Origin of the sequence: Bradyrhizobium sp. CCBAU 65884 (genome assembly GCF_028128835.1) — a bacterium.
Lineage (GTDB): Bacteria > Pseudomonadota > Alphaproteobacteria > Rhizobiales > Xanthobacteraceae > Bradyrhizobium > Bradyrhizobium ottawaense.
The window spans coordinates 202,111-214,819 of record NZ_LBJU01000132.1; the positions used below are offsets into that span (position 1 = coordinate 202,111).

Annotated in this window: 12 protein-coding genes; 5 read left to right on the forward strand and 7 right to left on the reverse strand. The window is 61.2% G+C overall.

All coding sequences use genetic code 11. The features are described 5' to 3' along the window. Positions 1–190: 190 nt before the first annotated feature. Entirely contained in the window at positions 191–1,978 is a 1,788-nt protein-coding gene (locus XI03_RS35730; RefSeq protein WP_038970856.1) for a peptide ABC transporter substrate-binding protein, read from the forward strand. A 1,471-nt stretch (positions 1,979–3,449) separates the two neighbouring features. On the opposite strand, the gene XI03_RS35735 is transcribed toward XI03_RS35730, so the two are convergent. The 4 genes from XI03_RS35735 to XI03_RS35750 form a co-directional block, all read right to left on the reverse strand. Further along, a complete protein-coding gene (locus XI03_RS35735; protein WP_038970857.1) occupies positions 3,450–3,728 on the reverse strand; it encodes a DUF2934 domain-containing protein in 279 nt (92 codons plus the stop codon). A 319-nt stretch (positions 3,729–4,047) separates the two neighbouring features. After that, entirely contained in the window at positions 4,048–4,233 is a 186-nt protein-coding gene (locus XI03_RS35740; RefSeq protein WP_038948493.1) for a hypothetical protein, read from the reverse strand. Then, positions 4,230–4,391 carry a DUF2934 domain-containing protein gene (locus XI03_RS35745; protein ID WP_018318410.1) on the reverse strand — a complete coding sequence of 54 codons (162 nt, stop codon included), beginning with the start codon at positions 4,389–4,391 and terminating at the stop codon, positions 4,230–4,232. The genes XI03_RS35740 and XI03_RS35745 overlap by 4 nt, the downstream gene beginning before the upstream one ends. 129 nt (positions 4,392–4,520) lie before the next feature. Then, positions 4,521–4,853: a hypothetical protein gene (locus XI03_RS35750; RefSeq protein WP_152102425.1), complete on the reverse strand. Its 333-nt coding sequence runs from the start codon at positions 4,851–4,853 to the stop codon at positions 4,521–4,523. Positions 4,854–5,063: 210 nt separating this feature from the next. On the opposite strand from XI03_RS35750, the gene XI03_RS35755 reads away from it, so the two are divergent. Continuing rightward, on the forward strand, positions 5,064–6,617 hold the full coding sequence (locus tag XI03_RS35755; protein WP_271594712.1) for a hypothetical protein: 1,554 nt from the start codon (positions 5,064–5,066) through the stop codon (positions 6,615–6,617). Between the two features lie 93 nt (positions 6,618–6,710). On the opposite strand, the gene XI03_RS35760 is transcribed toward XI03_RS35755, so the two are convergent. Continuing rightward, on the reverse strand, positions 6,711–7,406 hold the full coding sequence (locus XI03_RS35760; protein WP_271594713.1) for a hypothetical protein: 696 nt from the start codon (positions 7,404–7,406) through the stop codon (positions 6,711–6,713). An 859-nt stretch (positions 7,407–8,265) separates the two neighbouring features. On the opposite strand from XI03_RS35760, the gene XI03_RS35765 reads away from it, so the two are divergent. Further along, a complete protein-coding gene (locus tag XI03_RS35765; protein ID WP_271594714.1) occupies positions 8,266–9,432 on the forward strand; it encodes a ParB/RepB/Spo0J family partition protein in 1,167 nt (388 codons plus the stop codon). Between the two features lie 108 nt (positions 9,433–9,540). On the opposite strand, the gene XI03_RS35770 is transcribed toward XI03_RS35765, so the two are convergent. Together XI03_RS35770 and XI03_RS35775 are read right to left on the reverse strand one after the other, a co-directional pair. Continuing rightward, positions 9,541–10,608 (reverse strand): hypothetical protein, encoded by a 1,068-nt coding sequence (locus XI03_RS35770; protein ID WP_271594715.1) that lies wholly within the window; start codon positions 10,606–10,608, stop codon positions 9,541–9,543. Between the two features lie 417 nt (positions 10,609–11,025). Beyond that, entirely contained in the window at positions 11,026–11,184 is a 159-nt protein-coding gene (locus XI03_RS35775; RefSeq protein ID WP_271594716.1) for a hypothetical protein, read from the reverse strand. Positions 11,185–11,485: 301 nt separating this feature from the next. Between XI03_RS35775 and XI03_RS35780 the strand changes: the two genes are divergently transcribed. Together XI03_RS35780 and XI03_RS35785 are read left to right on the forward strand one after the other, a co-directional pair. Then, on the forward strand, positions 11,486–11,761 hold the full coding sequence (locus XI03_RS35780; protein ID WP_212454296.1) for a hypothetical protein: 276 nt from the start codon (positions 11,486–11,488) through the stop codon (positions 11,759–11,761). Then, on the forward strand, positions 11,762–12,223 hold the full coding sequence (locus XI03_RS35785) for a phage holin family protein (protein WP_271594717.1): 462 nt from the start codon (positions 11,762–11,764) through the stop codon (positions 12,221–12,223). The last annotated feature ends 486 nt before the right edge of the window (positions 12,224–12,709 follow it).

Below are 12,709 nucleotides of genomic sequence, written 5' to 3' on the forward strand. Positions count from 1 at the left end.
AACAGCGCCGGAGTTTCGCCATGACCACCCACGCCGCTCCCGGGCGGTGGTCCGGGCCGTGGCCCGCAAGGGCGTTCCCCATCGTCATTTCGTCGCATGGCCCGGCAGTCACGCCGGCATTGCCGCCTCGTGCATGATGCAACATGATGGCCGCCGGCGACGATTTGTCTTCGCGGTGGAGGGTCATCTGATGAACGAGAACGAAATCCGGGGTCTGGTCGCGGAGGTGAAGCAAGGCACGCTGTCCCGACGCTCGTTCATCCAGAAGGTGGCCGCGGTCGGAATCGCAGCGCCCATCGCGAGCCAGATCCTGCTCTGGCACGACGTGGCGATGGCGGATGCCACCTTGCCTTACAAGCCGACCAAGGCCGGCGGCGGCGGCCCGCTCAAGCTGCTGTTCTGGCAGGCGCCGACCCTGCTCAATCCGCATTTCGCGCTCGGCACCAAGGACCAGATGGCCTCGCGCGTGTTCTTCGAGCCGCTCGCCGGCTGGGACAAGGAGGGCAACCTCATCCCGTGCCTCGCGGCCGAGGTCCCGACCAAGGCGAACGGCAGCCTTGCCGCCGACGGCATGAGCGTGGTCTGGAAGCTGAAGCAGGGCGTCAAATGGCATGACGGCCAGCCCTTCACCGCCGACGACGTCATCTTCACCTGGCAATACGCCGCCGATCTCGCCACTGCGGCCTACACCACGGGATCCTACAAGGACATCAAGGTCGAGAAGATCGACGACCACACCGTCAAGGTGATCTTCAGGGCGCCGACGCCGTTCTGGGCCGATCCCTTCGTCGGCTCGGTCGGCTTGATCCTGCCAAAGCATCATTTCGGCGACTATGCCGGCGCCAAGTCGCGCGAGGCACCGGCCAATCTGAAACCGGTCGGCACCGGCCCGTACAAATTCGTCGAGTTCAAGCCGGGCGATTTGATCCGCGCCGAACGCAATCCCGACTATCACATCAAGAACCAGCCGCATTTCGACACGCTCGAGATCAAGGGCGGCGGCGATGCGGTGTCCGCGGCGCGCACCGTGCTGCAGACCGGCGAATACGACTTTGCCTGGAACATGCAGGTGGAGGAGGAGGTGCTCAAGCGCATGGAGGCGGGCGGCAAGGGCAAGCTCGACATCACGCCGTCCGGCAATGTCGAGTTCATCATCCTCAACACGACGGACCCGTGGACCGAGATCGACGGCGAGCGCTCCAGCGTCAAGTCCAAGCACCCGACGCTGTCCGATCCCGCGGTGCGCCGGGCGATCAACCTCCTGATCGACCGCGACTCGATCCAGAAATTCATCTACGGCCGCGGCGGCATCGCCACCGCGAGCTTCGTCAACGCGCCCAAGCAGTTCAAATCGCCCAAGCTCAAATACGAGTTCGACGTCGACAAGGCGAACAAGATCCTCGACGAGGCCGGCTGGAAGAAGGGCGCGGACGGCATCCGCGAGAAGGACGGCAAGAAGCTCAAATACGTCTTCCAGACCTCGATCAACGCGCCGCGCCAGAAGACGCAGGCCATCATCAAGCAGGCCTGCCAGAAGGCCGGCATCGACATCGAGCTCAAGTCGGTCACCGCATCGGTGTTCTTCTCCTCCGACGTCGGCAATCCCGACACCTACTCCAAATTCTATGCCGACATGGAGATGTACAACACCACGCAGCCGCAGCCCGACCCGGAGCGCCTGCTGAACCAGTGCGTGTCCTGGGAGATCGCCACCAAGGACAACAAATGGCTGGGCCGCAACAACTCGCGCTATTCCGATCCCGAAGCCGACAAGGCCTACAAGGCCGCGCAGAACGAGCTCGACCCGGTCAAGCGCGCCGCGCTGCTGATGAAGGTCGACGAGATCTTCTGCGAAGCCCACGTGTTCCTGCCGCTGCTCTCACGCCCCATCGTCAACGCCGGCGCCAACAACCTCATGATCGACATCTCCGGCTGGGACACCATCACGTGGAATCTGGCGGCGTGGTATCGGGTTTGAGGGGCACCGCGGGAAGGCTCTCGTGTCCCGGACAAGCGGCAACGCGCATAGCGCGCTGCCGCGCAGAGCCGGGACCCAGGGGCGGCACGGTAGGGCGCAGCGACATGGGCCCCGGCTCTGCAGCGCACCGCAAGAGCGCTGCGCTGCGTCCGGGGCACGAGAGCGGAGTTATGACGCCCGCTCTCTCCACCGTCATTACAATGCGCCAGTGCGCATCCCAGCGGCAGTGCCGTAGAGTGGGCAAAGGCGCATAGCGCCGTGCCCACGATCTCTCTCCATAAGCAACAAGGCGTGGGCACGCTTCCGCTTTGCCCACCCTGCGAGATCGAGTTTGTGGCACGCAGCTCAGCTCGCAGACACGCCTTCGCATTCTCGCGGCGCGTTTCGCCCGAGCTTTGCTTCATCTCGTGCCCTCATTAGCCAAGAGGGCGCAGGGAAGGCCGGGTGCCAGCTCGCACCCGCGGTCCGCTGCGCGAAATGCACACGCAGAAAGAACCGCACAGCAGCATACAGGTGGTGCCGATCACTCGGCCTTCCCTGCGCGGTGGTTGGACGGCTTATGCCGTGATCTCCCGGGAGCCGACCATTCCTTCTGGCCTCCCTCGCCCCGCGAATTGGATGATGCAGTCTGCCCGGTTGGGCTCGCTCGCACCTTCGCAAGGACTTGACCGTGGCAACGACGGCCAGGACCACACGGTTTTGCCGTACGCACGGCCCGCCATTTCGCCGCAGTTTTTCCTGGCCCTGTCGACGAAGCCGGAACCTTACAGACGAGACGAAGCCTAGCAGCGCCGCTCGTCGCACGAAGCCTCGGGCTCACAGGGACTACCCGCCCTGCCCGCGCCTCTCGTGCCGACGCTGCCGCGTCCACCGCAAGCCCGGCTCGCGATGCGTGACGACACATGATCGCCCCTCTTGGTGAGCCGGGATGGACGACACATACGCCGAAACCGAATTTCGGTAAAGTGGAATATTTTTGTGGGGAGGGGTTGACGGAGGGCGACACAGGGTGGGTTATGGGCAGACAAGTCAATCGTCGCGATTGCTAAACAAGCCCTCAGTCTCCATGGAACACAAGCCTAGCTCCCGCGGCCCCGAGACCAAAACCCATCAAGATGTTCCCAACGCCGAGGCATGATGGGTTTCGCAAGAGCTCAACCCATCCTACTACCGAGCTCTCATGCGGCACGGGACCTTCCCCTCCCCATCCTCTTTTCCACTGTGTGCTTCAGATCACAGCAGAATCAGCGGCCCTCCCCTACAATGACCCAGCATGGCCGCAAACAAGGTAACGGCGGTACGCGTGAGGCTGCGGAGGCGATCGACAGCTAGGGACTTTTGAGGCCGTCTGGGTGAAGAGCCCGGCGGCTTTTCTTTGTTGCTCCGCAGCACAAGAACGTTGATGCCCGGGACAAGCCCGGGCATGACGATGTCCGAACGTGATCTCCCTCAATCGAAGTGGAGCTTCCGCCTACGAACCACCCGCCCCCTTCCGCTCCTCGCGCTCTTCCTCCACCTGCCGCTCCGCTTCGAGCCAGAACTCCAGCTCGCGATCGCTCGGCCGTCCCGCCTGCTCCCAGAGCTCGTAGGCGCGTGCGCGCACCTGGCCGCGCCGCATCATGCGGCGGAGCTTTCGCTTCAGCTCTTCGGCAAAACTTCGGAAACGCTGGCCGGTGGTTTCGTCCTTGACGAGCGCGGCCGCTCGCGTGGCGAGTTCGATCTGGTGCTCTATCTTTTTCTGCTCGTCCACCGCCGACACTGCCGTGGGAAATGTTGCCAGAGCCCGTGCTGTTCGGAGATTGAATTCCTTTCGGGGATGGTCTGTTCCCTCGGCAAAAGCGCGCGGGATGGAAGAGCGTAGGATGGGGTGAGCGAAGCGAAACCCATCGGGGTCTGGACGACGTCGACGCATGACGGGATTCGCAAGGGCTCACCCATCCTACGCACCATCACATCGAGTCGACGCCGCTAAAGCGCGATGCGATTAGGATGAATCGCCATCGCGCTTCAGGTTGTTGTTTAAGCATGATCTTTTCGGAAAACCGCTGCGCACTTTTCCGGGTCATGCTTTAGTGCCACGTCGTGTCGGCTTCGACGATCACCACTCTGATTTCCGGATCCTCAGTCGTGTTGCAGGTGCAGGGCATGCCCTCACCGCATCGGCAGCCGCCGAGTTTCTCGCTCCACGCCCGGAGCGGATGGTTTTCGCAGACCCATCCCAGACCCTGGCAGAATGGGCAGGTCTTGTCGGTCACAGCGTATCCGGCGTCCGCAGCGTGTTCGACTTTTCCTCGTTGCGCAGCTCCTGCTCGGCCGCGTTCCAAAATTCTTCTTCGCGGCCTTCGGGCTTGCCGGCCTGCTCCCACAGGCGGTGCGCGCGTTCTCTGATCTCTTGCTCGGTCGGGTCGGACAATTCTCGTCTCCTCTGGTGAAGCACGGCCCACCCTGGGGGGTATGGGGGGCTTGGAGGCGGGCCGTGCAGGCCAGCGATCGGCGGCGAGGCTGACCCGCGGATTCAAGCTTCCATCGTGCGCGGGAGTTCCTAATCGCGCGCGCCGGGCGATAGCACGCTCATCAAATTACTTGAGACAGGAAGAAGCAGGGTATCCAGCCAGAACAGCAGGGCGCCGATGCCTAGCATCGCGGCGAATGCAAGCATGAGACGCATGAGCTGACCATTGGCCGCGTGGAATTCCCGCGAGAGCTCGCTCGCCAACGGACGCCTGAGCGTCAGCAGGCCGCGCCACTCGGGCGACGCTCCGGCTCTCAAGAAGGCCAGGCGTATCGCCATCGCCAAGATTACGACCGCACATCCCCAGGTCGCAAAGGCCAGGACACGCAGCAGGTCGTGCAACGCCTCTTGGAGGATGGACATGCGAAGCTCGGGGATATTGGTAGCGGGAGAGGGACTCGAACCCCCGACCCCAGGATTATGATTCCCGTGTTTTAGGGGTTGTGATGCCTCCTTGGTAACTTTACCAGGACCTTTGTGGCGAAATTGCCCGGGAACGGCTTGCATCTAGCTCGTCGTCGACCAAGTTAGCCTACTATCGTTTGTACGAAACTTGTACGGATTGGTGGCAATTTGGCCGAAGCAGCGAACGAAAAGAAGGCGCAGCAGTTCCGCGAGCGGATTACACCAGCGGTCGTTGACCAAGCCATTGCCGCCGCCAAGAAGGCGACGGACAGCGGCCGGATCGCCGATTGGAATGACACAGAGCAGCGCTATCTGACCCTGCGGCAGCGGGGGCGGTCGGTGCGGTGGATCGTGCGTGCGTACGGCCTCTCGCGCAAGATCGGCTCCGCCACGGGGATCCACGTCGATCCGACCTATCTTTCGCTTCGAGACGCTCGCGAGAAAGCCAAGCAAGTCTATGCCGACATGGCCGGGGGCAAGCTTGATCAGGCGCCTCCAGAGGCCGCACCAGAGGTGCTCAAGCCGCCAACCTGGACCTGGGCCGATCTCGACCGCGAGTACCAGGCGATGATCGCCAAGCCGAGGTGGATCAATCGACGCATGAAGCCGGCGAGCCAGGGAACTTGTGACGACGTGCGCCTCGCGTTCGCCAAGCCATCCTACCGGGCGCTTCACCCGCTGCTTCTGACCGAGCTCAACAGGCCGCTGCTCAACGAAGCACGTAACGGCGTCGTGCCGCGAGATCCCGACAAGCGCGCCGGCGTGCATCGGCAACGCGAAAAATGCGTCACCTATTTCCGCGCCGCGATGTCTTGGGCCGCCGACAAGCATCCGGACGAATCTGGTCTCACCGAGGATGTCGACCGATGGTGGGAGAGGCTGACCGCCGGCGAGCCGAGACCGGAAGAGATGGCTGAGATCACGGCCCGGCAAGCTCTGCATCGGGACCGCAAGGACAAAATCACCGTCGAGCACATCGGCGCCGTGCTGGCCCGACATGAGGCGTACTGCGCCGGCCGCACCGCCGAGGACAAGATTTCGCCCGGCATCAGATTTGGATTGTGGTGGGTCTGCTTCACAGCCAATAGGCGCTTCAGCACGGTCAAACTCCGGCGTGGTGAGCTGATCGAACAGGACGAGTTCGGAGAAGCTGGATGGGGCCGCGCGATGTGGCCGGCCGACACGATGAAGGCAAAAGAGCCGTTCTGGCTCCCGCTCCCACGCACCGTTGTAGACATCGCGCTCGGTTCGATCGCCGATTACACACAGTTGGTGAAAAACAGGCACGGCGAATGGCCGTCACAATGGGTGTTTGCATCGACGCGGCGCGAAGGCCGGAATCCGGAAAACGATGACGTCTCGGTCTATCCGAACTCCCTCAACCGGCACCTACTCCGAATGCGCCGCGACGGCGCTCTCGATGGGCTGCCGTATTTCAGCTTGCATTTGGCTCGCGCCGCCATGACGAAATTTCTGGAGAAGCGCATCAGCCCTGTCGCGGCTTCCCTCGTGCTGGCGCATTCGCTACCGGACTCAGACAAAGAGATGTCGCCGACGACGCGCGAATATTACTCGGTGTCACAGCGCATGGAGGAAAAGGCTGAAGCTATGGGCGCCTGGTCCGACGCACTCACCCAGGCCTTCCTGAACGCGGGCGGCACCATGCCGAAGCCCAGTGCGAGCCCACGAACAAGATACTATAAGGCTAAGAAGCTTCGCTAGGGCGGACTCCCTGCCCGTCGCAGGATTGCTCAGCTTGCCGTGGATTGCCGACGTCACGAAACTTGTGTCTTCTCGACGCAGGCTCCACCGCCTCTATCGGAGCACCCAACCGAGCACTCGGCTGAGGAGGCCACCCCGCTTCCGAACTTCAACCATCCTGACAACCTCGCGACAATCGTTCGCCGCGGCTGCGGCCTCCAGCAAACCTTTGGCAGAGCCGGCCGAGATGTCCTCCTCATGACGAACAAGGCAAGCAATCACGGACAGGAACTCGCCGTTGGACTTCGCCAAGCGCACGATGTCCTTGACCAGCGAAGGATGGACTGTCTGAATCGCGGCGACCTCCGTCCAATCCCCGCTTTCAATCAGCTCGACAATCGACGAGACGTCGATCTGGGATGAGGAAACGCGCTCCGCGAGTCTGAGCAGCAACGGATTTGAAACAACCGACAGGATGATCGAACGCATGTTCATATTATCGTCCTTGTCACCGACAACCGCCTGCGCCACCGCATATACGGTACGCTTTGCGTCCTCGTCCGCCGGCACCTCGACAACGTATTGGTCGAAGCCCTCCACTTTCCGCTGCGCTCGGTACTCTCGCTTTTTCTCGGCCGCCCGGGAGACCTTCTTCTTCTGGCTAGTGATGCGAGCATAGGCCTTGATCGGCTCCAGCCCCCATTCGGCGAGCTTTTCATTGAATTCAGATTCGTCGCACGGGTCGGATTCCGAGCTTTCAACGAAGTCATGATCGTTTCCAGAGGTGGTGTTGGCGGTGTGCGCTGTCATTGAAAGGACTAGTCGCGAGACCAGTCTCCCTACGCTTGGCCACCGAAACGCCCGTCGCGGCGCGCGAGCAAAAATGCCGCGCGTCGATTGACGTGCCGGGGCTCGTTTCAAATGATTTTCGGGGGTGCGCGTAGCCGTTTTGCCAGGATGAAGGCCAAAATCGGAGAGGCCTTTCACCGCCTTCAGTCACGGAGTGACTCTGGGTCGGAAACTTCCGGCGGGACTCTCCGTGACCCGCGCGACCGCCCTCAGGAGCGGTGGACCCGCCATAATTAGGTCGGCAACCTCAACAAGCCAACCTCTCAAGCTCCCGTATGGTTAAGGCGTGTTAATTTGTGACTTCCACAGACGTTGGAAAGCAATTTCGGCGGCTGGGCCGCCCGCGGCTTGTCGGACTGGTCCCCGGACTAGTCCCAACGCTGAACGCGATATGTTGATGACACCGCACACCGTATCTTATCGCTCAATTCTCCTTAGCTCTCCGCGCACATGCCAGGGATTGCAGCCCGGTCGCTCTGACCCCGGCCCATGACGCTCGGTCTAAGGACAAGTCCGCGGACAAGTCTCAATGCTCAGTCGCATCTGGGATGTTTCTTGGCCTGCGCTCTTTGCAATTCCGGAAGCGGACCCTTCCTAACGCAAAAGCGGCTACTCCTATTGGCCGAGCCACGGCGCTCTTCGGCCGCACGGCTTCTCCAAAATATTTTTTCGCGAGGCTTTCAGCGAGCCACCGAATATCTCCTGACTTGGTCGAACGGTGTCAACAAATCTGCCCATTCCGTGCGATTTTGCAGCAACCCATGCATCCGGCATAATCTATCCACGCAACGCCCATGAGCTGAGCAAACAGGAGAGACGAGTGGAACAGCGCGCGGTCGACACTGAGGGTGACTTGGGGAGTCTGGATTCCACTTCGGTCGAAGCGCGTCAGCATTTTGCGCCAGTTTGCCGCCCGTACGGCTTTCCCAGGCTGCAGCGCCCCAAGCACACTATCCACTGCTCGCCGCGGCCGGATAATGCGTCAGACCCCGCCTCCAACCTTGCGCAGGCAGCCAAGCATCCGAACGCTTCTTCGTGCGGCAGCAAGGCCCCCGACCCTACGTCTGGCGCAACATTGCTGTTGTCCAGTCCCTTCGATGGTTCCCCTGCGGCAGACGGCGGCGCTCGAATGGATGCTTTTAGGCTGGTCCCTCTCGCTGACATCTCGACGGCCCATCGGCACCGTGGGGTCGTTGACGAGTTCACTCCGGTCATGGTCGAGTCCATGTCGACCCTCGGCGTCATCCAGCCGCCGACTGTCCGGCCCGACGCTGCAAATCCTGGTAAATTCCTACTCGTCGCCGGGATGCAGCGGATCAATGCCGCTCGCGTTCGTGGTGTGGACACTATTCTTTGCCGCGTCGTTCCACTCTCCGATGCGGAGGCGGAGCTGTGGGAGATCGACGAGAACCTCGTTCGTGCGGCGCTCAGCCCTGCTGAAGAAGCGATTCTTATCTCCCGTCGACGCGCGCTCCATGAGCAAATGTACGGAAAGAGCAAAGCGCGTGGGGCCGCCGCTGCGAACGTGGCAATGGGACGCAATAACGCAACCGCCAAATTGGCGGTTGCGTCGTTTAGCGCCGACACCGCCAAGCGGACCGGTAAGTCCGAGCGCGCAATCCAGCGCATCGTTCAAAGGGCCACTCAGAACGGGCACACTAATCTAGCGCGGGTCGTGGGAACCAGTCTCGACCACGGCGCAGAGCTCGATGCATTGTTCCTGTTGCCCCCTGCTACCCAAGAAAATCTCATTCAGCAGGCGACGGCAGGTGCCAAGGTCTCTGCCGTGCAGGCGTGCAAAGAAATGAATGAGCCGTCACCGGTGACAGAGTCGTCGGAAGCCGCATCGCTCCTCGTGGCGCAGTCTCCCGTGTCGATTGCAGGTGCGGACGACCTGATCGGTCTTGGTGCACTGAAATCTGCGTGGTCGGCAGCGTCGGCTTCTGCACGAGAGGCTTTTCTCTCGTGGGTCAAAACCAACTATTAGATGCAATTGTAATCGAGCACGAGCACTTCGATGGATCGGCGCCGTTTCGATCAATTTTCGTACGGCGCCGAATTTTTCATTTCGACCTAATTGGCTCCAATTTGGCGGTCATGGAAGCAAGCTACGCACCTCGTGTGAATCTTCAGCACCCAAAGTCTCTCCCGGTTGAGTATCCAGTTCGGCCAAAAAAGCGAGACTGTCTATCGCGCGGAGGTGCTTAGATGGCTCCGGAAAATCCTCGGATGCGAAAATTTCGCTGACTTGATCCTCACCGTTTTGCTGACGCAGATATTGAATTTCGGCTTCCAGGCGCTTCTTTTCTGCCTTCAGGCGACCGATCTCAGCCCTGAGCTTCCGTTCGTGTTCCACGGCCACCGCGATGAAGGCAAGCTTGCTTACACGGAGCGAGCGTTCATCGGCTTCGCTTTCCGAAAGGTCCACACGGTAATCAAGTTCGAGCTCTGCTCGGGCGCGCTCGACGTGCTCCGTAGCAGACCGGTTCGCCTTATGGCGATCGCGATCCACGCGCCTTCGACGAGGACCAACTCGGTCATGACCGAAAAATAGACCCACCTCTGCGTGGAATCGATCTGCGTACGCTACCATCGCGTTGGTATAGGCGGCGTCTTGAGCTCCTGAGCTCACCTTGCGATCGACGGCATCCGCGCGAGCATATCGACCTGGATGCGCGTGGCGAAAATCCAAGCGTCCGCTGTCGGCGAGGCTAGGCACCGTGTAGAAATGAATATGGAAGTGAGTTTCATCTTCGTGACGCAGAGCACTTCTCAGCGCTGGGCCGTGCTCCTTCTTCAGGAAGTCGAGCGTCTTCTGTTCCCAGAGACTATAGACGTCAGAGTCGGAGGCGAATCCTCCCATGTCGCACTTAGGAATTGGATACGTTGCGACCCCTGCAATAAGCCCAACGCAGCTCTTTCTCAGCCGACGTCCACTCCTGTCCTTGCCCACGCTCAGTAACTTGCAGGCCTGGTCGGCCACGTCGAGAGGATCGATCCCGAACAGCCGAACCGGCTCGCGTGGGAAGGCGATATGGGGGGCGTTGTCGTTGACGCGCATTGCTTCATCAATGACGCCCCTGATGGTCGCGTGGAATGGTTGTCCTCGGCCCGGCTTTTCGCCGCAGCTTAATAGGTGGATGAATTGCGGATTGTTAGGCATCGGCCCCTCCTCACCGTCCATTTTCTTATGGGAACAGGCAAACGGCAACGCGATTCAGGACACTCTAGTCGGTAATCTAGAGTGTCATCGGAATTAGTAAGAGCCGACCGCGCCGCTCCTGCGATGAAGAGTGACCTAGATACTAACGTGTCACCTTGGCCCCGCTCACCCAGGCGGATGATATCTCTAATGGCGGCGTCTCAGACGAGCCACCGCGCCGAGGCCCTTTGAGCGGCATTCTCGCCCAGGAGATTTATAGGCTGAACGGCCCAGTTCCGACCGATCGTACCGCATGTAACGGGCAAGCTACCCGCAGGTTACCGGCAACTTACCGTGCGATAGCGCCTCAAGGCGGCTTAGCTTCCCAAAGACGGGCTCCTTCCAGACCGCTCCGGCACTTTGGTAGAGGCTTCTACTCTAGACCTGACGCACTTCGTCCATCAGGCCGGCGAAATTGTCGGCTATCCCGACCACGTGGACTGATCGGCTAGAGGATGCTGCCCTACGCGACAGTTTCTCCAGAAGCCAGGCGCCGAGCGTGTCGAGCAAGCTGACACCGGCCATATCAAGCGTCACTGCCTTCGATCGATCGACAGCCTCGTGCCGCCAGAGAGAGCGCTTCAAGCCTCGACACGTTGGCGGCGATCCATGGCCCCTCGGGTCGCAGTTCGAGCCCGTCGCCAGACGGCGTCGCCAGAAGCATTGGTTCCGAGATCACGCTTGCATCCTCATGGGATCCCTCCTGACCCGCCTAGGTATCTAGGTCACGGCCACGCGCCTCGATTGATTTGCGTCAAACCGGGAACACGCCGTTGACGCAAATCAATCTCTAACGAGCGGGCTCACATAAGCTTCTTCTATTCAATGGAGGCCGCCAATGTTCGACACCGGCAGCGTGAACGACGAACTGAACGCGATGAAGATCGATGTTACGCGCCTGCTGAACAAGGCCGGCGAGCAGACACTCGATGCGCCGAAAGACCGTGCCGAGGCCTTGGCCGACCAGATCAAGGCCGCACTGACCGAACTCGGCGAGACCGTAAGTGAGGAGCAAGAGCAGCTCCACAGCCTCCTCGTAGAGCGTCCAGTGGCGTCGCTCGCTTCGGCCTTCGCACTTGGCGTAGTCGTCGGATTTATGCTGAGGAGACACTAGGTGAGTACGGAAAACATCATCAAACACCTGCGCGTACTCTGGCGTACCGACAGGATCATCGCCGACATCAGACTGCGGCACCTCCTGATCGGGCTGGGCCTGCGCGCCTTCGCGGCGCTGATCGCCACCTTTGGTCTGCTGATGCTCGAATTGTCGGCCTATTTCGCCCTGGTCCAGATCTGGAGCGCAATCGTCGCGGCTGCCATTCTCGGCGCGATCAATTTCGTCATCGCGGCGATGCTGTTCGTCGTCGCAGGGCGGCCGGCGTCAGGACGCGAGATCGAGCTCGCCAATGAAATTCATGGTGCAACTATCGAAGCCATTCAGCTCGAGGCGCGCGCGCTCCACTCTCAAGTGACGGGGACGATCCACCATCCGCTGAGCGGCTTGCTACCGCTTCTCACGCCGCTAGTCGCGATCGCAGTCAAGAGCCTGCGGAAGCCGCCTGTTGCGCCCCCGTAGCCACCAGCGCACAGCGGCTTGCCCAGCAACGCGAGATCGGCAATCAACTGGCTGAGATGCGCCGCTGGCGATGATGTCGGTGCAGCGCGCCTGTGCCGGCACAAATCGTGCCGGAAAATCCATGACGCTGCGCCACTCCGCATGTTCGCCGCGGTTTCTGGTTGCGGCGCGGCATTGCGCCTCAAGCTTGGCAAAGCGGGGCCCGATCGAGGCGCGGCATGGGCCTCAGCGCCATCCGCAAAGTCGAGGGGAGAGAAACTGCGCGCGCGACAGCGACGGCCCCCGCCTCGAACTATTCAGCAAATTCGCCTGCGCCCTGAAGGCGCGTGTCGTTCGGTTGATCGAGCGCCAGGCTGACGATCACGGCCGCGTATGGCCTAGCTCGAGCCGCCCTGCAGCGCAGCGGGGAATCCACCAATGGAATCAGCCTCCGAACTTGCGTACAGCGCGACCTTGGGCGAAATTGCCTGCACAATTCGCGGCATC